Here is a 19,589-nt window from a genome sequence, read left to right on the forward strand (position 1 = left end):
CGGCGTGGCGTTCTGCCCAAGCCATTCCAACCCTCTGGAGAAATCCAAAATGCGTTCCCATTTGCTCGCCGCCGCGGTCGTTGCAAGCCTCGGTCTGGTTTCCGCCGACGCCTTCGCAGCCCCCGCCAGCTCGGGCGTATCCCAGGCACAGCTGCAGCAGCTCCAGGCACAGATCGCCGCGCTGCAGGCCCAGGTCCAGCAGTTGCAGAACGATTCGCAGGCGCTGCAGGCGCAGTCCGATGCGCAGTCCGAAGTGAACATCACCCAGGCGCAGGCCCTGGAAGGTGCACAGAAGACCCAGACCAGCGTCGACAAGCTGGCCAAGCTGGTCAATGACAACAAGATTGGCGGTCGCATGTTCTTCGACCTGACCAACATCGACAAGACCAGCAACGGCAAGGACACCGCCGCCAGCGGCACCGGCCTGGACGTCAAGCGCTTCTACCTGACCGTCGACCACAAGTTCAACGACATCTGGTCGGCCAACCTGACCACCGACTTCCAGTACAGCTCGGCCATCGGCAACACCGAACTGTTCGTCAAGAAGGCCTACGTGCAGGGCAGCTTCGACCCGGCCTTCAACCTGCGCGTCGGTGCCGCCGACATGCCGTGGATCCCGTACGTCGAGAAGTTCTACGGCATGCGCTATGTCGAGAACACCCTGACCGACCGCCTGAAGTACGGCAACTCGTCCGACTGGGGCCTGCATGGCTTCGGCAACCTGGGCAACAACTTCAACTACGCCGTCTCGGTGGTGTCCGGCGCCGGTTACAAGAACCCGACCCGCAGCAAGGGCATGGACGTGGAAGGCCGCGTGGCCTACACCCCGAACGAGAACTTCGTGGTCGCCGTCGGCGGCTACAGCGGCAAGCTGGGCAAGGAAACCGACATCCAGAGCGCCGAGAACACCTACACCCGCGCCAACGCGATGGTGGCCTACGCCGACAGCAACTTCCGCGTCGGTGGTGAGTACTTCCAGGCCAAGAACCTCAACAACGTGCTGACCGTTGCCACCGACAAGACCAGTGGCTGGTCGGTGTGGGGCAGCGTGCGCGTGACCGACGGCGGCATCAACGTGTTCGGTCGTTACGATGACACCGACGTCAGCAAGACCCTGGACCCGACCCTGAGCGACAAGTACTGGAACGTCGGCGTCGAGTTCCCGGTCATGAAGAACCTCAAGCTGTCGACCGTGTACAAGTACACGCACCTGGCCAACGCTGGCGACAAGAAGAACGACAAGACCAAGGAATTCGGCGTCTGGGGCGACCTGTCGTTCTGATCTCCTGAAGCAACCTTGTCCATACACGCGGACGGCGGGCCTTGTGCCCGCCGTCTTCGTTTCGTCACAACACGATCCGCGTCACGCCTCGGCCGGGGTCTTTTCCTTGAACCGGCACAGGTCGGCGATCACGCAGCCCGGGCAATCCGGCTTGCGCGCCTTGCACACGTAGCGGCCATGCAGGATCAGCCAGTGGTGCGCGTCGAGCAGGAACTCGGCGGGAATCACCTTCACCAGCGTGTCCTCCACTTCGCGCACGTTCTTGCCCGGGGCCAGGCCGGTACGGTTGGAGACGCGGAAGATATGCGTATCCACCGCCATCACCGGCTCGCCGAAGGCAGTGTTGAGCACCACGTTGGCGGTCTTGCGGCCCACACCGGGCAGGGCTTCCAGCGCTTCGCGGTCGCGCGGCACCTCGCCGCCGTACTTCTGCAGCAGGATCGCGCAGGTGGCGATCACGTTCTTCGCCTTGGCGTTGAACAACCCGATGGTGGCGATGTACTGCTTCAGGCCATCCTCGCCGAGCGCGAGGATCTTCGCCGGCGTGTTGGCGACCGGGAACAGGCGACGCGTGGCCTTGTTGACGCCCACGTCGGTGGCCTGGGCGGACAGCGCCACGGCCACCAGCAACTCGAACGGCGAGCTGTACTCCAGCTCGGTCTTCGGGTGCGGATTGAGCTCGCGCAGGCGGGTGAACATTTCCACCACGTCGGCGCGCGGCATGCGGCCGCCGCGTCGCGCCGGTGCGCGGGTGGTCTTCCGGGCGGTGGCCATTACTGCTCCTTGCCGATGGCGCGGGCCTTGGCCCGGGCGAGAATCGCGGCAGCCGCAGCGGGCAGGGCGGGCTTCACGTCCGGCGCCGGGGCCGGGGTGCGGCGCGCATCGCGCTCGGCCTCGCGGCGGGCCAGGCGCACCGCACGGGCGCGGTAGCGTTCGCGTGCAGCCCAGGCGGCATGCAGCTGTTGCTGCGCCTGCTGCAGGCGTTGCGGAAGGTCCGGGTGGCCAGGCAGCAGCTGTTCGTCGCCGGCACGGGCGACGTAGTCCATCAGCCCGGCCTGCAGGGCGCCATCGAGATCGTCTGCCTGGACCCGGGCGAACAGCTGCGCGGGGTTGGGTCGGGATGCCATGGCGTCAGCGGTTCTGGAAGGCCGGCGGGCGGCGCTGCAGGAAGGCGCTGGTGCCTTCCCGCATGTCCTCGGTAGCGAACAGCAGGCCGAACTGCGCACTCTCGTACTCCAGCCCGGCCTCCAGGCTGCATTCGCCGCCCACGTGCACCGCGTCGAGCAGGCCACGCAGGGCCAGCGGGGCCGAGCGTGCCAGCTGACGGGCGACGTCCTGCACGCGGTTGTCCAGCGCGTCGGCGGGCACGACTTCGTTGACGATGCCCAGTTCCAGCGCACGCGCGGCGTTGACCGGCGCCCCCAGCAGGCACAGCTCCAGGGTGGCGGCGCGGCCGCACAGGCGCAGCAGGCGCTGGCTGCCGCCGAAGCCGGGAATCAGGCCGAGGCTGATTTCCGGTTGGCCGACCTTGGCGGTATCGGCGGCGATGCGCAGATGGCAGGCCATCGCCAGTTCCAGGCCGCCGCCCAGCGCAAATCCGTTCACACGCGCGATGACCGGCTTGGGCATGCGTTCGATCTGGCGCATCAGGGCCTGGCCCAGCAACGAGAAATCACGTCCCTGAACGGCGCTGAGGGTGTTCATTTCCGCGATGTCGGCACCGGCCACGAAGGCCTTGGGGCCCGCCCCGGTCAACACCACCACGCGCACTTCCGGATCGGCAGCGGCGTCCCTGAAGGCATCGGCCAGCGCCTGCAGGGTCGCGGCGTTCAGGGCATTGAGCTTGTCCGGGCGCTGGACGGTCACGGTGCGGATGGCGCCGTCATCGGCGACGGCGATCAGGGCATCGGCCACGGGGAAACTCCTGGAACGTTAAAAAAAAGTGATATTGAACTCTGCAAACGCAGACGGGTCATAGCCTGCATCGTGAGTAGCGGTTACACGTTGCGCCCGTTATCCTAACCCGTCGCCTCAGGGCGGCGCAGAACGTCCCTGAGTTACCACCCCTGGAGAACTGTTTGATGAAGTTGCGTTCTATCGCGGTCGCCGTCGCGGCCCTGGCCCTGACGGGCAATGCCTTCGCCCAGGACGTCTCGTCCGAAAAGGGCAAGCTGAGCTACTACTTCGGTTACGACTACGGCAACAACCTGGCGGAGCTGACCGGTCGTGGTGAGCAGCTGGACATCAACTCGGTGGTGAAGGGCCTGCAGGATGCCTACGCCAAGAAGCAGCCGGCGATCACCGCCGAGCAGCTGAAGCCGGCCGTTGAAGCCTTCCAGAAGCGCGAGCAGGGCCGTGCCCAGGCCGCCAAGGCCGAGTACGAAAAGGCTGCTGCCGAAAACAAGACCAAGAGCGATCAGTTCATCGCGGCGAACAAGGCCAAGGCCGGCGTGCAGTCCCTGCCGAGCGGCGTCCAGTACCGCGTGATCGAAGCCGGCAAGGGTGCCAAGCCGACCCAGGCCAGCACCGTGCAGCTGGAAGTGGCCGGTCCGTTCCCGTACGGCCAGCGCCCGACCGAAGCCCGCCCGGCCCAGCAGATCCCGTCGATCAAGGTCAGCGAAGTTGAAATGAAGGCCATGCGCGAGACCCTGCTGCAGATGCCGGCAGGCTCGAAGTGGGAAGTCACCCTGCCGCCGGACCAGGCCTACGGTGCCGACCCGCGCACCCCGTTCCCGCCGAACGTGGCTGTGCAGTTCGAGATCAAGCTGGTCAGCGTCAAGTAAATCGAAGCAGCAAACGAAACGCGCCGGTGACCCCACCGGCGCGTTTTTGTTTGCGCAGTGCGCTGCGCGCCGCAACATCGCGCGCAAATTCAGCCCGATCGCGCTACTGTTGCCGGGTGCAAACAATGGAAGAAACGGCGCGTGTTGTCGCAAGTCCCTGCATCGGAGTGTGCACGCTGGATCCGCACCGGCAATGCACCGGCTGCGGGCGGCATATCGATGAGATCGCGCGGTGGTCGTCGATGAGCAACGAGGAACGCAGCCGCATCCTGCATCGCGTGCAGCCCTTGCGCGAACAGCTGCAGCAATCGCTGCGTGGCTCACTGGCCGACCACGAGCGACTGATGCGCGCGCTGCACCCCCTGGCCCAACCGCCGTCCGGCGACGGCTGGAACCGCAGTGAGCTGATCGACCTGCTGCCGCCCGGGCCCCCGGTGGAGGCTGCGGTGCTGGCCGGCATCGTGCCGCGCGCCAACGGCGCACAGGTGATCCTCACCCGTCGCACCGAAACACTGCGCACCCATGGTGGCCAGGTCGGATTCCCCGGCGGCCGCACCGAACCCGATGACCGCGACGCGCTGGCGGCCGCGCTGCGCGAGAGCCAGGAAGAAATCGCCTTGGCGCCCGGCCAGGTGCAGGCGCTGGGGTATCTCGATCCCTTCGTCACCATCACCGGCTACCGCGTCACGCCGGTGGTGGCGGTGGTCGATCCGGATTTCGTACCGGTGCCGCAGCCCAGCGAAGTGGCCGAAGTGTTCGAGGTGCCGCTGGCGTACCTGATGGCGGCCGACAACCTGCACCAGGTCGAAATCAATCATCGCGGCCGCGTCCGCCACGTCCTCGAGTATGGCTGGCCGGGCCAGCGCATCTGGGGCGCGACCGCCGCCATCCTCTACAACCTGCGTCGCCGTCTGGAGCAAGTGCAATGAAGCCGATCGATCCGCCGTGGACCACCCTGGTCGATGTCGCCACGCTTGCTGCTTCGCTGAGCGAAAGCGTGCGCGTCGTTGATGCGCGTGCTACCGCCAGCACCGCCGTGCGCGTGGTCGATGCGCGTGCTTCACTGGCCGACCCGCAGGCTGCGGACGGTCAGTACCTGGCAGGGCATATCCCGACTGCGGTGCACGCCGATCTCAACCGTGATCTGTCCGACCTGGGCCGTGCCGGCCATGGTCGTCATCCACTGCCGGACAGCGATGCCTTTGCCGAGAAACTGGGTCAGTGGGGCATCGGTCCCGACACCCAGGTGGTGGTCTACGACGGCAGCGACGGCAGCATGGCTGCCTCGCGACTGTGGTGGCTGCTGCGCCTGATCGGGCACACCCGGGTGGCCGTGCTCGACGGCGGCATCGCCGCCTGGCAGGCCGCTGGTCACACGCTGGCAACCGGTCCGGGCGAAGTCACCGCGCTGCCGGCTTACCCGGGCCGTTTCGACACCACCCAGATCGCCAATGCCGAGGAAATCAGCGCACGCCTGAAGCACGCGCCGGGCTGGTTGGTCGACGCACGCGCAGGCGAGCGCTTCCGCGGCGAAGTGGAGCCGCTGGACCCGGTCGCCGGCCACGTGCCCGGCGCGGTCAACCGTCCGTTTGCGTTGAACGTCGCCGACGGCCGCCTGCGTGATGCACAGGAACTGCGCGCCGAACTGCAGGGCGTGATCGGCAACCGTGATCCACAGCAGGTGGTGCTGATGTGTGGCTCCGGCGTCACCGCCTGCCACCTGTTGCTGGCGATGGAAGCGGCCGGTCTGTCCGGCGCGCGTATCTACGCCGATTCGTGGAGCGGTTGGGTGAGCGACAGGAGCCGCCCGGTCGCCACCGGCGCCTGAGCAACGCGGGGTCGGATCCGTTTTCCAACGGAAAACGGCTCTGACCCCATCGAGCGTAAATCGGGGTCAGAGCCCGTTGCGTAGCAACGGGATCCGACCCCGTGCCGACCAACGGTCGGCACCCACCAACAGCAGCGGGAATCTGTCGAAGGCGGGGTGGGTCCGGTTGCGGGGGCGTGAGCCGCATGGATGCGGCGACCGAGCTTACATGGACGTACTTGCAGCGCCCCCCGCAACCGGACCCACCCCGCCTCCCCTCAGGAAGTCAGCTTCTGCTGTTGCTCTGGCTTAGGCTTCTGCAGGTGCAGGGCGCAACCCTGCAAACCCTCACCCAACCGGCTGCAACGGCACCTTCGCCAGGATCCGCGCCCATGGGAACAGCGGCCCCGGATCGCGCTTGCGCGCCACCGTCAGCGTCGCATCGTCGCTGGCCGGCACCTGCTCCAGGTCCAGCTGGTCATGCCCGGCAATCCGCCGCAGCGACGGATAGTGCGCCACCAGCGCCAGCAGCAGCCGTTCCAGCGCCTGCAGCTGTGCTTCGGTGTACGCCTCGTCCATCGCCTGCTGGCGGCTGTCGAACCAGTGCGGGTAGCGCCCGGTGTTGACCAGTTCGATGCCCAGCGTATGCGCGTTCATGCCGCGCACGTGGTGGGCCACGCGTTCCGGTGCCACGTACTGCACCACGCTGCCATTGCGGTCGATGTAGAAGTGGCCGCTGTTGCCGGCACCGCTGTCGTACAGCACGCGCTCACCGTACTCGCGGGCCATCGCCAGGTCGGGCAGCTCGGTGCAGTGGATCACCACCATCTCCAGCGTGGCCGGGTCGCGCAGTGGCAGACGGTCTTCGTAGGGCAGGGGCTGCAGCTGCAGGCCGGGCAGGAGCGGGTTGGGCATCCGGCGATGCTAGCATTGCGGCATGAACCTGCCTTCCCTTTCCTCGTTGGCCCGCTCGCACGGAGCACGCGCATGAGCCGCGGCCACTGCATCCTGTCGCATGGCTTCGAGAGCGGCCCGGAGGCGACCAAGGTCACCGCGCTGGCCGACGTGGCGCAGCGGCTGGGCTGGACCCACGAGCGCCCGGACTACACCGACCTGGACGCGATGAGCGAGGTCAGCCGCGTAGGTGACGTGCCGACCCGGCTGCGCCGCCTGGTCGAGCGCACCGCCATCGCGGCCCGGCAGGGCCCGGTGGTGCTGGCCGGCTCCAGCCTGGGTGCCTACATCTCTGCCATCGCCTCGCTGCAGGTGCCGGTGGCCGGCCTGTTCCTGATGGTGCCGCCGACCACCATGGGCCCGATGCCGGCGCTGGACGCCGCCGCCGTGCCGACCACCGTGGTCCAGGCCTGGCATGACGACGTGGTCCCGGCCGCCGGAGTGATCGCCTGGGCCCAGGCGCGCTCGGCGCAGCTGCTGCTGGTCGACGATGGCCACCGCCTGGAGCACCACGTGGAGGCCTCCGCGCAGGCCTTCGAGCGGCTGCTACGCCAGCTGTGAAGCCTGGGCGCACGGCGCGCCCGCCCGCTTTGACTACAATGGCAGCCCCGCCGCCCCTGGCGCGGGCCTGCCGGCCGTGACTACGGCCCTCCTTTCCGACTGGCCCGGCCCCTGTGCCGCGCCCGACCACCTGCGAACCGATCCCGTGAAATTCTTCGTCTCCTGCGCCAAGGGCCTGGAATACCTGCTTGCCGATGAACTGTCGGCCCTGGGCCTTGGCAAGGCCACTGCCACCATTGCCGGCGTCAACGCCGAGGGCGAACTGGAGCAGGCGCTGCGGATCGTGATGTGGTCGCGCCTGGCCAGCCGCGTGCTGTGGCCGATCGACGAGTTCGAGTGCCCGGACGAGCAGGCCCTGTACGACGGCGTGCGTGCGCTGCCGTGGCACGAGCACATCAAGCCGGAGATGACCCTGGCGGTGGACGCGCACGTGTCCGGCGACAAGATCACCCACGCCCGCTTCGCTGCGCAGCGGATCAAGGACGCCATCGTCGACCGCATGCGCGACGAGGGCCTGGAACGCCCCTCGGTCAACACCGATCTGCCCGACGTGCGCGTCAACCTGTCGCTGCGCAAGGGCCGTGCGTCGCTGTCGATCGACCTCGGCGGTGGCCCGCTGCATCGCCGTGGCTGGCGTGGCGCCGCCCACGAAGCGCCGCTGAAGGAAAACCTGGCCGCCGCGCTGCTGCTGCGCGCGCAGTGGCCGCGCCTGCACGCCGCTGGTGGTGGCCTGCTGGACCCGATGTGCGGCAGCGGCACGCTGCTGATCGAAGGCGCGCTGATGGCCGCCGACGTTGCTCCCGGCCTGATGCGCCATGGCAGCCTGCCGCCGAGCCGCTGGCTGGGCTTCGACAAGGCGGCCTGGAAGACCCTCCAGAGCGAGGCGCGTGACCGCGAAGCGGCTGGCCTGGCCGCGTTGAAGCCCGTCATCCACGGCAGCGACATCGATCCGACCGCGATCCAGGCGGCGCGCGAGAATGCCGAGGTGGCGGGCGTCGCCCACGCGATCCGCTTCACCCGCGCCGATGTGGCTGACCTGGCCACGCCGGAGCAGGAGATCGGTGCGGTGGTCTGCAACCCGCCGTACGACGAGCGCCTGGCCGCTGATCCGGCGCTGTACCGCGCGCTCGGCAATGCCCTGCAGAAGGCGGTGCCGCAGTGGCGGGCCAGCCTGCTGTGCGGCAACGATGAACTGGCCTTCGCCACCGGCCTGCGCGCGGGCAAGAAGTACCAGATGTTCAACGGTGCGCTGGAATGCGCGCTGATCGTCTGCGACCCGATCGCCGTGCCGGGCCGTGATCCGGCACAGCCGCGCGAGCTGAGCGAAGGTGCGCAGATGGTGGCCAACCGCCTGCGCAAGAACCTGAAGAAGTTCAAGAGCTGGCGTGCCCGCGAGGACATCACCTGCTTCCGCGCCTACGACGCCGACCTGCCGGAATACGCGGCGGCCATCGATGTCTACGAGGAAGACGGTGGCAAGCGCCGTACCTTCCTGCACGTGCAGGAATACGCCGCACCGGCGGCGATTCCGGAGAACGACGTGCGCCGCCGCCGCAACGAGCTGCTGGCCGCTGCGCGCGAAGTGTTCGGCGTGCCGCCGGAGCAGGTCTCGATGAAGTCGCGCGAGCGCGGCAAGGGTGGCAGCAAGTACGGCCGCTTCGAGCAGCGTGACGAATTCATCGTGGTGCGCGAGAACCACGCACTGCTGCAGGTGAACCTGTTCGACTACCTGGACACCGGCCTGTTCCTCGACCACCGCCCGCTGCGGCGGATGATGGCCGAGCAGGTGCGTGGCAAGCGCTTCCTCAACCTGTTCTGCTACACCGGCGTGGCCAGTGTGCAGGCGGCAGTTGCCGGTGCGGCCAGCACCACCAGCGTCGACCTGTCGGCGACCTACCTGCAGTGGTGCTACGACAACCTGGCGCTTAACGGGCAGGGCGGCAACCAGCACCTGCTGGTGCAGGCCGATGCGATGGCCTGGCTGGAAGGCGACCGCGGGCAGTACGACGTGATATTCTGTGACCCGCCGACCTTCTCCAACTCCGCACGCGCCGATGACTTCGACGTACAGCGCGAACAGCTGAAGCTGCTGCGGGCAGCGGTGGCGCGGCTGGCACCGGGTGGCGTGCTGTATTTCTCCAACAACTTCCGCCGCTTCAAGCTGGAAGAGAACGCCATCGCCGAATTCGCCCAGTGCCGCGAGATCACCGCGCGCACCATCGGCCCGGACTTCGAACGCAACGCGCGCATCCACCGTGCGTGGGAACTGAAGCGGTTGGGGTAAGTCCGGTAGTGCCGGCCGCTGGCCGGCAATGGTGTCAGATCCGCAGAGGGTTCATGGGATGCCGGCCAGCGGCCGGCACTACCCATATCTGGCCGGCACATCCGCGCCATGCATGGATGGTTGTTCAGTAGATCCACGCCATGCGTGGATGGTTGTTCAGTAGAGCCACGCCATGCGTGGATGGCGGTTACAGCAACGCCACCAGCAGCCCCATCACCGGCAGCGTGATCGCCAGCGCGGCGATCCACTTCGGCCGGTACGGGTACAGCCCGAACGATAGTGCCACGCCGCCCAGTGTCATCGTGCCCAGCCACAGCACCGGGCCCATCGCCCAGCCATGGTCGACCACGCACAGCGCGAACGCCACCGTCAGCAGGGCCCAGCCCAGCACCCGCCATTGCGTGCGCCGTGCCGGCGAGGCGGCAGCCTTGCCGTGCAGGTCGTGCTGGTGCTTTTCCATCGCCAGCGACAACGCGGTGAACGCAGAGAACGACAGGGTCAACGCCAGCAGCATCATGCGCTGGCCTCCGCTTCGGCGGTGTCCGCAGCGTCCACCGGGGCCTTGGGTGCCCCCGCGGCGGCACGCTTCTTCTTCTCGGCTGCAGACAGCGGTGGCGTCCAGCGCTGCATGCGCCAGCCGCACAGCGCCAGCATCGCACCGAACGCGATCATCGACAGATCGACGCCGGCCAGTACCCAGTCACCATTGCGCAGGGTGACGCCAAGGTGGGCGTGCGTGGTCAGCGCGTTGACCACCGGCACCAGCGCGAATGCGGCCGCGCCCAGGTACAGCTGCCAGGCCCACATCATCCGCTTCGGCCAGATGAAGGCGGCCAGCAGCGCACCGCCCCACGCGTAGAAGAACACATTGGCCTCGGCGCTGGAGCGTTCGGCGATGTCCAGCGGCAGCAGGCGGTTGCCCCAGAAGTAGGCGGCGAAGGCGATCGGCAGGCCGGCCACGGTGCCGATGTTCAGTGCATCGACCAGGCGCAGGCCGAAGCCGGTACGGCCGCTCTTGGCGTGCTTGGGCCGTTCCTTCACCGCCCACAGCACCACGCCGCTGGCCACCATCAGGCAGCCGACCAGGCCGGACAGGAAGAACAGTGCGCGCAGGCCCCAGTCGGCGAAGCGCGCCAGGTGCAGGCCATACAGCACGCCACGGGTGGCGGTGGCGCCGCCGGAAGGGGGCGTTTCCTCCAGCAACGTGCCGTTGACCATATCGTAGCGCAGCGCCGGGGTGTCGGTGGACAGGCGCTTGCCGTCGCGCTGGCGGATGTCGATCACGGCATTGGCCGCGCCCGGGTTGGACACGGTGAAGCCGGCTACTTCCACGCCGTGCCAATGCGCGCGTGCGCTGTCCAGCAGCTGCGCGATCGGCAGCGGCGTGGCGCGGCCTTCGGCGGGCGCGGTCACCTCCGGCATGCCGCCGAAGGCTTCGCTGAAGAACTTGTCCTCGTCCTGCGGGTAGGCGACTTTCACCCCCCACGGCAGGTACATGATCATCAGGGTGACGATGCCGGTGTAGGTGATCATCGCGTGGTACGGCAGCGCCATCACCGCACTGACGTTGTGGAAATCGAGCCAGGAACGCAGGCCCTTGTCCTTGCGGAAGGTGAAGAAGTCCTTGAAGATTTTCTTGTGGGTGATGACGCCGGTGATGATCGCCACCAGCATGAACATCGCGCAGAAGCCGACCAGGTAGCGCGCCCACAGCACCGGGATGTAGTGCAGGTCGAAATGCAGGCGGTAGAAGAAGTCACCGCCCCGGGTTTCGCGCGCCTTCAGTGCCTGGCCGGTGTTCGGGTCCAGCGTGGCATCACCAAAACCACCGCGGCGGCCACGACTGGGATCGGCCAGCTCCGGTGGCAGCCGCCAGAACATCTGCATCGCCGGGTTGCGCGGCTGCGGCAGGGTGACGAACCAGTTCTCGGCCTGCGTGGCGTTGGCCTGCAGGTAGTCCGCCGCGCGCTGCGCGGCGACATCGATGCTGACCTTGCTGGACGGCAGTTCCGGTCGCATCCAGCGGCTGATTTCTTCGCGGTAGTAGCTGGCCGTACCGGCCATGAAGATCAGCAGCAGCAACCAGCCGACCAGCAGGCCGGTCCAGGTGTGCAGCCAGGCCATCGACTGTCGGAATCCGTTCTTCATGCCCAGGCCCCCAGCAGGCGCGCCATGGCGGCCATCAGCAGCGCGGGCGCGAGGATGCCAACCCACGCACGCAGCGCGCTGCGGGTGGCGAACGCCCACAGCGCTGCGCAGGCGGCCACCAGGATGGCCAGCAGCATGCCGGTCAGCACGGTCTGGCCACGTGCGCCGGGCAGCGCCACCGCGCAGAACACGCTGGTCACCGAGGCCAGCGCGTAGCCGCCGAAGATCGCGGCCAGCGAGCGTGACAGCACGCCCCAGCGCGGATTGGAGAAGAAGGTGCGGGGGCTGGCGGTTGCGGGCGAGCGGTCCACGGCGTTCCTGCAGGTAGGAGAGGGGATGGAACGCGTCCGCGGCCCCCTTGCGCCCTGCGCATGTCGCCCAGCGTGTCCCATCGACGAAGCACTGCCCGCGCAGACGGGCAATCCAGAGGTCGGGGATGTACACGGGCGATGGGCGCGTCTTCCGCACCCGATTGGCTAAGCGTACAACCGATCAGTAAATGATAGGCATTCGCATTTTATGAATCAAGCGTGATGACCCGGAGGGCCGCTGAGGCCTAGAACCTGAACACCACCGTCGCCGCATGCAGCAACAGGCCGATCAGCCCGCCGACCAGCGTGCCGTTGAAGCGGATGAACTGCAGGTCGCGGCCCACGCTCAGTTCCAGCTGTTCGACCAGGTGCCGCTCGTCCCAGCTCTTCACGGTCTGCGCGATATGCGTGGTCACGCCTTCGCGCAGGCGGCCGGTCAGGCGCTGCGCGCCTTCCAGCAGGTGCTGGTTGAGGGCATCGCGCAGGGCCGGGTCGGCCTGCAGGCTGCTGCCCAGCGAGGCGAGGCTGCGCTGCAGGTGGCCGACCAGCGCCGAGTCCTCGCGCTGCAGGTCGGCGCGCAGGCTGGCATGGATGCGCGCCCACAGCCCCTGCACGTACTCCTGCAGGGCGGGGTGGTCGATCATTTCCTGCTTGAGCTGTTCGATGCGCTCGGCCAGGGCCGGATCCTCGCGCAGGCGCTGCACGTAGTTCTGCAGCCAGGTCTCGTAGTCCTGGCGCAGTGGATGCTGCGGCTCGGCCAGTACCTGCTGCAGTTCTTCCAGCACCGCCCGCGCCAGGCGCTCGGCCAGGCTGTCACCGATCTCATCGATCGGCTTCACCCAGTTCACCGTGCTCGACAGCGTCGGCCATTCGCGCTGGATGTAACGCACGATCAGCTGCGAGGCGCGTTCCTTGACCTCTGGCTGTTCCAGCCAGCGGCCGAGCCGCTGCAGGCCCTCGTCCAGCACGCGCTGGTGGCGCCCATCGGCGGTCAGCAGGGCCAGCAGTTCACCGGCGGTGGCGGCGGCATTCCACTGCCGCAGCTGCTGCACCACGAAGGCATGCAGCTGCCGGCGCACCGCGGTTTCATCGAAGAAGTCCAGCGCCTGCAGGGCCCAGCCACGGGCCATGTCGGCCAGCATCCGCGAGCGCGCCGGGTCGGCCAGCCAACTGCCGAGGCGGCTGGCCGGATCGAACACCTGCAGCTTGGCCAGCAGCACCTGCGGTTCCAGGAACTGGTCGCGCACGAACAGGGCGAGGCTGTCGCCGATGCGCTCCTTGCTGCGCGGGATGATGGCGGTGTGCGGAATCGGCAGGCCCATCGGCCGCCGGAACAGGGCGACGACCGCGAACCAGTCGGCCAGTGCGCCAACGGCTGCGGCCTCGCAGAACGCCGAGACCCAGGCCCAGATACCGCGTTCGCCCTGCCAGTGGCTGATCGCGAATCCGGCCAGCATCAACAGCAGCAGGCCGAGCGCGAGGGCTTTCAGGCGCCGCAGCTGAGCGCGGCGCGGATCGTGGGCAGGCGTCATGCCGGAAGTCTAACCGGCGCGGCATGAGCATCCGGTAGTGCCGGCCGCTGGCCGGCATCCGCAACGCACCCGGAACGTTCATGGAGTTGCCGGCCAGCGGCCGGCACTACCCACTGGTTCAGAGCGCTTCGAGTTGCTTGCGCAACGCAGCCAGCTGCGCGCGCAGGGTGTCGTTCTCGCGGGTCAGCGCGACCACGCGGCGGCGCAGCGCGGGTGCATCCTCGCCCAGCTGTTCCAGCGCCGACAGCACTTCGGCGTCGCGGCTGGCGATCTCGTCCTCGTCCGCGTCCTCGAAGTCCATCTCGGCTGCTTCCGGCTTCGGTGCGCGCGGCTTGCGCTTGGACTCGCGCACGCGCTTGGCGGCCTGCTTCAGCTCGTCCTTGCCACCGGCGGCGGCGGCGCGCTGCTCGTCTTCCGGCAGGTCGGCCACGGCCGCGGCGGCGCTGATCGAGATCACGCCGGCCTTCACCGCTTCCACCACCTCGGCCGCGGCCTGGGCGTGGATGCGTTCGATCATGCCGACCTGGCTGGTGCTCAGCTTGGCCTCGCGGGCCAGCTCGGCGCGGCTGATCTTCGGTGCCGGTTCCCACGGCGGGCTGTCCTCACCCGCGTCCTCGACGGCTTCGGCGGTGCCGTCGCTCTCGCGCTGCAGCTGCGCCTGCTCGACCTGCTTGCGGGCGGCCAGGATGTCGCGCTTGCGCAGCGCCAGCACGCCGCGCTGGAAGTCGGACACGCTGCGGCGGCCCAGGTGCTGTTCGATCATCCACAGGTGCACGTCTTCCATGCTCTTGAAGCGGGTGTTCTGCACGGTGTTGAAGGGCAGGCCATGCTTCTGGCAGATGCCGAAGCGGTTGTGGCCGTCGACCAGCACATCGCCCCACAGCACCAGCGCATCGCGGCAGCCTTCGGCCAGGATGCTGCGCTCCAGCGCGTCATGTTCGTCCGCGGTCAGCGGGTCGATGTAGGCCTTGAGTTCTTCTTTGACGACGATATCCATGGGCACGGCAGCGAGCAGGAGCGGAACCGCCCATTGTACCCGCTCGCCACCCCCGGCCCGGGCTCAGGCGGTGGCCCGGATCATCTCGCCCAGGGTGCCGGTGATCTGGTCGATCTGCGCCTTGTCCACGATCAGTGGCGGCGACAACGCAATGATGTCGCCGGTACAGCGCACCAGCAGCCGGCCGTCCTGGAAGCAGCGCCGGAACACCTCATAGCCACGGCTGCCGGGGGTATCGCGGCGCGGCGCCAGCTCGACCGCGCCGACCAGCCCGAAGTTGCGGATGTCGATCACGTTGGGCAGGCCCTGCAGCGCATGCAGTCGTTCCTGCCAGTACTCACCCAGTTCGATGGCACGTTCGAACAGGCGTTCCTCGGCATAGACCTCCAGCGTGGCCAGCGCCGCTGCGCAGGCCAGCGGGTGCCCCGAATAGGTATAGCCATGGAACAGTTCGATGGCCTGTGGCGGTGCCTGCATCAGGGTTGCATGCACGGCGTCGCTGGCCAGCACCCCACCCAGCGGTACCGCGCCGTTGCTGACCGCCTTGGCGAAGGTCAGCAGGTCCGGAGTGACCCCGAAGCGCTGCGCGGCGAAGGGCATGCCGACCCGGCCGAAGCCGGTGATGACCTCGTCGAACACCAGCAGGATGCCGTGGTGGTCGCAGAGTTCGCGCAGGCGCTGCAGGTAGCCCGGCGCGGGCAGGATCACCCCGGCCGACCCGGCGATGGGTTCAACGAACACGGCGGCGATCGTCGAGGCATCGTGCAGCGCGATCAGCCGTTCCAGGTCGTCGGCCAGCTCCGCGCCCTGGCGTGGCAGGCCCCTGCTGAACGCATTGCGCTGCAGGTCCAGGGTATGCCGCAGGTAGTCGACGCCGCCCAGCTGCAGGCCGAACGCTTTGCGGTTGTTGGGCAGTCCGCCCAGCGCCATGCCGCCGAAACCGACCCCGTGGTAGGCCTTCTCGCGGCTGATGAAGCGGGTGCGCTGGCCCTCGCCACGCTGGCGGTGATAGGCCAGCGCGATCTTCATCGCGGTATCCACCGCCTCGGAACCGGAGCTGGTGAAGAACACATGGTTGAGCGGGGCAGGCGCCAGCGCGGCCAGCCGCTGCGCCAGCGCGAAGGCCGGCGGCGAGCCCATCTGGAAGGCCGGCGAGTAGTCGAGGGTGCGTGCCTGCTCGACGATGGCCTCGACGATGCGCGGTCGCGCGTGGCCGGCGTTGCAGCACCACAGGCCGGCGGTGCCGTCGAGGATCTGGCGGCCATCGACATCTTCGTAGTGCATGCCTTCGGCGCGTACCAGCATGCGCGGGGCGGCCTTGTACTGGCGGTTGGCGGTGAACGGCATCCAGTACGCGTCCAGTGACTCAGGGCGCTGGGTGGCCAGGTCGTGCAGGTCGCTTTCGGGACGCTTCATGCCAGCTCCATCGGGTCCGATGAGACGAATGTAGCGCAGCCGCGTCACGGCGGAGTCGCGGCGGCCCCGGTATAACCAAGGCTTGTTGATCGCTGGAGCTTCCCATGGCCGATTTCCCTGACCGCAGCCACTGGCAGGCGCTGGCCCTCCAGCTGTCGATGCCGGGCCAGGCCTTCATCGATGGCCGTTACGCAGACGCCGCCAGCGGCGCCCGTTTCGACTGCATCAGCCCGATCGACGGACGTGTGCTGGGCGCGGTCGCCGACTGCGACGCGCAGGACGTGGAGCGTGCGGTACTGGCCGCGCGGCGCAGCTTCGAGGCGGGCCACTGGTCACACGCCAGTCCGGCCCACCGCAAGCGCGTACTGTTGGCGCTGGCTGCACTGGTGGAAACGCACGCCGATGAACTGGCCTTGTTGGAAACCCTGGACATGGGCAAGCCGGTGCGTGACGCGCGGCGCATCGACCTGCCGGGCGTAGTGCGCTGCCTGCGCTGGACGGCCGAGGCCGTGGACAAGCTGTATGGCGAGGTCGCGCCCACCGGTCCGCACGAACTGGGACTGGTCACCCGCGAGGCGGCGGGCGTGGTGGCGGCCATCGTGCCGTGGAATTTCCCGTTGCTGATGGCCTGCTGGAAGATCGCGCCGGCGCTGGCGATGGGCAACTCGGTGGTGCTCAAGCCTTCCGAGCGCTCGCCCCTGAGTGCGCTGCGGCTGGCGGCGCTGGCCGCCGAGGCCGGGCTGCCGGAGGGCGTGCTGAACGTGCTGCCGGGCCATGGTGCTCGCGTCGGTGAACCGCTGGCTTTGCACATGGATGTGGATGTGCTGGCCTTCACCGGCTCCACGGCCACCGGCGCCAGGCTGCTGGAGTATTCCGGCCGGTCCAACCTCAAGCGGGTCTGGCTGGAGTGTGGCGGCAAGAGCCCGCACGTGGTGTTCGCCGACGCTCCCGATCTGGACGCGGCGGCCAAGGCCGTGGCACAGGGCATTTTCTTCAACCAGGGCGAAGTCTGTACCGCCGGTTCGCGGTTGCTGGTACAGCGCTCGATCCGCGAGGATTTCGTGCACCAGGTGGTTGCCTACGGCCAGCACATGCAGCCACACCACCCGCTTGACGCCGACGCACCGATGGGTGCGCTGGTGGATGCCGCGCATCTGGACAAGGTGATGGGGGATATCGCACGCGCCGAAAGCGAGGGCGCCCGCTTGCTGCTGGGCGGTCATCGCGCCGAGGTCGAGGCAGGCGGTTGCTATGTGCAGCCCACGGTGTTCGATCAGGTGAGCCCCGACCAGGCACTGGCGCGCGAGGAAGTGTTCGGGCCGGTGCTGGCGGTGCTGGGCTTCGACGACGAAACCGAAGCGGTGCGCCTGGCCAACGACAGCCGCTACGGACTGGCCGCCGGTCTTTGGACGCGCGATCTGAGCCGTGCCCATCGCGTCGCACGCCAACTGCGCGCGGGTAGCGTATGGGTGAACGGCTGGGATGGCGGCGACATGACTGCACCGTTCGGTGGTTACAAGCAGTCCGGCAACGGGCGGGACAAGTCACTGCATGCGTTCGACAAGTACAACGAGATCAAGGCCACCTGGATCCAGCTGTAACGACGCGGCTGCTCGACGCTACAGAAGAATGGCGCCTGCCACCTTCGTTGGCATCGGTGTCGGCTGAAACCATCGTCCCGTGCGGCCACCGGCCCGTGGCAGAATCGGGCGATCCGCCGTTACCCGTGTTGCCGATGTCGACGATCACCGCTGCCGCACCGCCCGTGAATTCTCCCCGCCGTGTCCTGCTGGCCAGCCTGATCGGCACCACCATCGAATTCTTCGATTTCTACATCTACGCCACGGCCGCGGTGCTGGTGTTCCCGCACCTGTTCTTCCCGGACAGCAGCGAACAGGCGGCGCTGCTGCAGTCACTGGCGACCTTCGCGGTGGCGTTCATCGCACGCCCGGTCGGCTCGGCGGTGTTCGGCCACTTCGGTGACCGCATCGGCCGCAAGGCCACCCTGGTCGCCGCGTTGCTGACCATGGGCCTGTCCACGGTGCTGATCGGCCTGTTGCCGACCCATGCGCAGATCGGGCTGTGGGCGCCGGCGCTGCTGGCGCTGTGCCGTTTCGGCCAGGGCCTGGGGCTGGGCGGTGAGTGGGGCGGGGCGGTGCTGCTGGCCACCGAGAATGCACCGCCGGGCAAGCGCGCCTGGTACGGCATGTTCCCGCAGCTGGGTGCGCCGCTCGGCTTCCTGCTGTCAGCCGGCATCTTCCTGGTGCTGGGCCGCTGCCTGAGCCAGGCCGATTTCCTGCAGTGGGGCTGGCGCATCCCGTTCGTGGCCAGCGCGCTGCTGGTCGGCCTCGGCCTGTGGGTGCGGCTGAACATCCACGAGACCCCCGACTTCAAGAAGGCGCTGGAACGCAAGGCGCCGGTGCGGTTGCCGATGCTGACGGTGCTGCGTGACCACCCGGTGCCGATGCTGCTGGGCACGCTGGGTGCGTTCGCCACCTTCGTGCTGTTCTACCTGATGACCGTGTTCAGCCTCGGCCATGGCACCGCCGTGCTGGGCTACAGCCGCGAGCAGTTCCTGCTGATGCAAATGGCCGGCATGCTGTTCTTCGCGCTGGGCATCCCGTTGTCGGCGCGCTATGGCGACCGCTGGGGCACGCGTCGCACGATGATCGTGGCCAGCGTGCTGATCATTGGTTTCGGCGTGCTGTTCGCACCGCTGTTCCAGCCGCACAGCCCCTGGCTGGTCACGGCGTTCCTGTGCCTGGGCCTGTTCCTGATGGGGCTGACCTACGGCCCCTGCGGCACCTTCCTGGCCGAGATCTACCCGGTGGAAGTGCGCTACACCGGCGCCTCGCTGTCATTCAACCTGGCCGGCATCCTGGGGGCGGCACCGGCGCCTTACCTGGCCACCTGGCTGGCCGAACGCTTCGGCCTGGTCGCGGTCGGCTACTACCTGTGCCTGACTGCGGCAGCGACCCTGTGCGCGCTGGTGGCATTGCACCGGCGCGCGCTGCGGCTCAGCCAAAGAAGCGCTTGAGCGTGCGCCCCAGCCAGCCGCCGCCCTGGTGTTCGCGGGCGAACTGGTTCAGGTGCGCCTTGACCTGTTCGGCGTAGGCCTGGTCATCGCCGCGGATGTGGTTGAACAGCCAGCGCGAGAGCATGGTGCGCAGCTCGTCGCTGATGTCCTCGCCGGCCTGGAAGCGCATGCGGTACTCCGATACCCGCTTGATGAAGACCTCATGCACGCGCTTGTGCGCGGCACAGAACGGATAGCCGGCTTCCTCCATCAGCTCTTCCTCGAACGCGAAGTGCGACATGGTGTAGTCGACCACTTCATCGATCACTTCGCCGACCGCCGTACGCTGCATGCTGGCCTGGGCCACGTGCAGGTGGTTGAGCATCTCGATGATGCGGCGGTGTTGCTGATCGATCACATCGATGCCGATGTTCAGATCGTCCTGCCAGACCAGTAGTGCCATCCCCGGCTCCCCTTCATGCGTATGTCGGGGTCGAC

At 68.0% G+C, this 19,589-nt stretch carries 19 protein-coding genes; 8 read left to right on the forward strand and 11 right to left on the reverse strand.

From position 1 onward, the window contains the following. The first annotated feature begins 49 nt into the window (after nucleotides 1–49). The gene (locus ACXI0D_RS00225; RefSeq protein ID WP_014036551.1) at nucleotides 50–1,282 is read left to right on the forward strand and encodes a porin; all 1,233 of its coding nucleotides are present in this window, start codon (nucleotides 50–52) and stop codon (nucleotides 1,280–1,282) included. Nucleotides 1,283–1,363: 81 nt separating this feature from the next. Here the strand turns inward: ACXI0D_RS00225 and nth are convergent, their stop codons facing one another. The 3 genes from nth to ACXI0D_RS00240 are packed head-to-tail and all read right to left on the reverse strand — an operon-like array spanning nucleotide 1,364 to nucleotide 3,196. Further along, nucleotides 1,364–2,056, reverse strand: coding sequence for an endonuclease III (gene nth / locus ACXI0D_RS00230; protein WP_101765206.1), 693 nt, complete (start codon nucleotides 2,054–2,056; stop codon nucleotides 1,364–1,366). Next, the gene (locus tag ACXI0D_RS00235) at nucleotides 2,056–2,409 is read right to left on the reverse strand and encodes a hypothetical protein (protein WP_049446177.1); all 354 of its coding nucleotides are present in this window, start codon (nucleotides 2,407–2,409) and stop codon (nucleotides 2,056–2,058) included. The genes nth and ACXI0D_RS00235 overlap by 1 nt, the downstream gene beginning before the upstream one ends. A 4-nt stretch (nucleotides 2,410–2,413) precedes the next feature. Then, complete coding sequence (locus tag ACXI0D_RS00240; protein WP_479642126.1) at nucleotides 2,414–3,196, reverse strand: enoyl-CoA hydratase-related protein; 783 nt, start codon at nucleotides 3,194–3,196, stop codon at nucleotides 2,414–2,416. 167 nt (nucleotides 3,197–3,363) lie between these two features. On the opposite strand from ACXI0D_RS00240, the gene ACXI0D_RS00245 reads away from it, so the two are divergent. From ACXI0D_RS00245 to ACXI0D_RS00255, 3 genes are all read left to right on the forward strand, one after another. Continuing rightward, nucleotides 3,364–4,065 (forward strand): FKBP-type peptidyl-prolyl cis-trans isomerase N-terminal domain-containing protein, encoded by a 702-nt coding sequence (locus tag ACXI0D_RS00245; RefSeq protein WP_005408797.1) that lies wholly within the window; start codon nucleotides 3,364–3,366, stop codon nucleotides 4,063–4,065. A gap of 125 nt (nucleotides 4,066–4,190) precedes the next feature. After that, nucleotides 4,191–4,994, forward strand: coding sequence for a CoA pyrophosphatase (locus ACXI0D_RS00250; protein ID WP_049446173.1), 804 nt, complete (start codon nucleotides 4,191–4,193; stop codon nucleotides 4,992–4,994). Next, a complete protein-coding gene (locus ACXI0D_RS00255) occupies nucleotides 4,991–5,893 on the forward strand; it encodes a sulfurtransferase (RefSeq protein ID WP_119007590.1) in 903 nt (300 codons plus the stop codon). Before ACXI0D_RS00250 ends, ACXI0D_RS00255 begins: the two co-directional genes overlap by 4 nt. 327 nt (nucleotides 5,894–6,220) lie before the next feature. Here the strand turns inward: ACXI0D_RS00255 and ACXI0D_RS00260 are convergent, their stop codons facing one another. Next, complete coding sequence (locus tag ACXI0D_RS00260; protein ID WP_119007591.1) at nucleotides 6,221–6,787, reverse strand: N-acetylmuramoyl-L-alanine amidase; 567 nt, start codon at nucleotides 6,785–6,787, stop codon at nucleotides 6,221–6,223. Between the two features lie 72 nt (nucleotides 6,788–6,859). On the opposite strand from ACXI0D_RS00260, the gene ACXI0D_RS00265 reads away from it, so the two are divergent. Both ACXI0D_RS00265 and rlmKL read left to right on the forward strand, forming a co-directional pair. Then, nucleotides 6,860–7,387, forward strand: a complete 528-nt coding sequence (locus tag ACXI0D_RS00265) for an alpha/beta hydrolase (protein ID WP_014036558.1) — start codon at nucleotides 6,860–6,862, stop codon at nucleotides 7,385–7,387. A 145-nt stretch (nucleotides 7,388–7,532) separates the two neighbouring features. Continuing rightward, a complete protein-coding gene (gene rlmKL / locus ACXI0D_RS00270; protein ID WP_049446164.1) occupies nucleotides 7,533–9,671 on the forward strand; it encodes a bifunctional 23S rRNA (guanine(2069)-N(7))-methyltransferase RlmK/23S rRNA (guanine(2445)-N(2))-methyltransferase RlmL in 2,139 nt (712 codons plus the stop codon). 187 nt (nucleotides 9,672–9,858) lie between these two features. Here the strand turns inward: rlmKL and ACXI0D_RS00275 are convergent, their stop codons facing one another. From ACXI0D_RS00275 to aptA, 6 genes are all read right to left on the reverse strand, one after another. Beyond that, complete coding sequence (locus ACXI0D_RS00275; protein ID WP_049446161.1) at nucleotides 9,859–10,188, reverse strand: DUF3325 domain-containing protein; 330 nt, start codon at nucleotides 10,186–10,188, stop codon at nucleotides 9,859–9,861. Continuing rightward, nucleotides 10,185–11,819 (reverse strand): PepSY-associated TM helix domain-containing protein, encoded by a 1,635-nt coding sequence (locus tag ACXI0D_RS00280; protein WP_049446159.1) that lies wholly within the window; start codon nucleotides 11,817–11,819, stop codon nucleotides 10,185–10,187. The genes ACXI0D_RS00275 and ACXI0D_RS00280 overlap by 4 nt, the downstream gene beginning before the upstream one ends. Then, nucleotides 11,816–12,130, reverse strand: a complete 315-nt coding sequence (locus ACXI0D_RS00285) for a DUF3649 domain-containing protein (protein WP_049446157.1) — start codon at nucleotides 12,128–12,130, stop codon at nucleotides 11,816–11,818. The genes ACXI0D_RS00280 and ACXI0D_RS00285 overlap by 4 nt, the downstream gene beginning before the upstream one ends. A gap of 245 nt (nucleotides 12,131–12,375) precedes the next feature. Continuing rightward, nucleotides 12,376–13,662, reverse strand: coding sequence for a DUF445 family protein (locus ACXI0D_RS00290; RefSeq protein WP_197586719.1), 1,287 nt, complete (start codon nucleotides 13,660–13,662; stop codon nucleotides 12,376–12,378). 118 nt (nucleotides 13,663–13,780) lie between these two features. Then, nucleotides 13,781–14,659 carry a ParB N-terminal domain-containing protein gene (locus ACXI0D_RS00295; protein WP_119007593.1) on the reverse strand — a complete coding sequence of 293 codons (879 nt, stop codon included), beginning with the start codon at nucleotides 14,657–14,659 and terminating at the stop codon, nucleotides 13,781–13,783. A 63-nt stretch (nucleotides 14,660–14,722) separates the two neighbouring features. Then, nucleotides 14,723–16,075 carry an omega-aminotransferase AptA gene (gene aptA, locus ACXI0D_RS00300; RefSeq protein WP_049446150.1) on the reverse strand — a complete coding sequence of 451 codons (1,353 nt, stop codon included), beginning with the start codon at nucleotides 16,073–16,075 and terminating at the stop codon, nucleotides 14,723–14,725. A 104-nt stretch (nucleotides 16,076–16,179) separates the two neighbouring features. Here aptA and ACXI0D_RS00305 point away from each other — a divergent pair, with 104 nt between their 5' ends. Both ACXI0D_RS00305 and ACXI0D_RS00310 read left to right on the forward strand, forming a co-directional pair. Then, a complete protein-coding gene (locus ACXI0D_RS00305) occupies nucleotides 16,180–17,676 on the forward strand; it encodes an aldehyde dehydrogenase (protein ID WP_479642127.1) in 1,497 nt (498 codons plus the stop codon). Nucleotides 17,677–17,810: 134 nt separating this feature from the next. After that, nucleotides 17,811–19,112 carry an MFS transporter gene (locus ACXI0D_RS00310; protein ID WP_049446145.1) on the forward strand — a complete coding sequence of 434 codons (1,302 nt, stop codon included), beginning with the start codon at nucleotides 17,811–17,813 and terminating at the stop codon, nucleotides 19,110–19,112. Here the strand turns inward: ACXI0D_RS00310 and ACXI0D_RS00315 are convergent. Beyond that, nucleotides 19,093–19,554 (reverse strand): bacteriohemerythrin, encoded by a 462-nt coding sequence (locus tag ACXI0D_RS00315; protein ID WP_049446143.1) that lies wholly within the window; start codon nucleotides 19,552–19,554, stop codon nucleotides 19,093–19,095. The genes ACXI0D_RS00310 and ACXI0D_RS00315 overlap by 20 nt on opposite strands. Between the last annotated feature and the right edge of the window lie 35 nt (nucleotides 19,555–19,589).

The organism is Stenotrophomonas sp. C9D9 (assembly GCF_056491205.1).

Coding starts and splice junctions, on each gene's coding strand:
- ACXI0D_RS00225 (WP_014036551.1), top strand. CDS start 50: ATGCGTTCCCATTTGCTCGCCGCCGCGGTCGTTGCAAGCCTCGGTCTG.
- nth (WP_101765206.1), bottom strand. CDS start 2,056: ATGGCCACCGCCCGGAAGACCACCCGCGCACCGGCGCGACGCGGCGGC.
- ACXI0D_RS00235 (WP_049446177.1), bottom strand. CDS start 2,409: ATGGCATCCCGACCCAACCCCGCGCAGCTGTTCGCCCGGGTCCAGGCA.
- ACXI0D_RS00245 (WP_005408797.1), top strand. CDS start 3,364: ATGAAGTTGCGTTCTATCGCGGTCGCCGTCGCGGCCCTGGCCCTGACG.
- ACXI0D_RS00250 (WP_049446173.1), top strand. CDS start 4,191: ATGGAAGAAACGGCGCGTGTTGTCGCAAGTCCCTGCATCGGAGTGTGC.
- ACXI0D_RS00255 (WP_119007590.1), top strand. CDS start 4,991: ATGAAGCCGATCGATCCGCCGTGGACCACCCTGGTCGATGTCGCCACG.
- ACXI0D_RS00260 (WP_119007591.1), bottom strand. CDS start 6,787: ATGCCCAACCCGCTCCTGCCCGGCCTGCAGCTGCAGCCCCTGCCCTAC.
- ACXI0D_RS00265 (WP_014036558.1), top strand. CDS start 6,860: ATGAGCCGCGGCCACTGCATCCTGTCGCATGGCTTCGAGAGCGGCCCG.
- ACXI0D_RS00275 (WP_049446161.1), bottom strand. CDS start 10,188: ATGATGCTGCTGGCGTTGACCCTGTCGTTCTCTGCGTTCACCGCGTTG.
- ACXI0D_RS00280 (WP_049446159.1), bottom strand. CDS start 11,819: ATGAAGAACGGATTCCGACAGTCGATGGCCTGGCTGCACACCTGGACC.
- ACXI0D_RS00290 (WP_197586719.1), bottom strand. CDS start 13,662: ATGACGCCTGCCCACGATCCGCGCCGCGCTCAGCTGCGGCGCCTGAAA.
- ACXI0D_RS00295 (WP_119007593.1), bottom strand. CDS start 14,659: ATGGATATCGTCGTCAAAGAAGAACTCAAGGCCTACATCGACCCGCTG.
- aptA (WP_049446150.1), bottom strand. CDS start 16,075: ATGAAGCGTCCCGAAAGCGACCTGCACGACCTGGCCACCCAGCGCCCT.
- ACXI0D_RS00305 (WP_479642127.1), top strand. CDS start 16,180: ATGGCCGATTTCCCTGACCGCAGCCACTGGCAGGCGCTGGCCCTCCAG.
- ACXI0D_RS00310 (WP_049446145.1), top strand. CDS start 17,811: ATGTCGACGATCACCGCTGCCGCACCGCCCGTGAATTCTCCCCGCCGT.
- ACXI0D_RS00315 (WP_049446143.1), bottom strand. CDS start 19,554: ATGGCACTACTGGTCTGGCAGGACGATCTGAACATCGGCATCGATGTG.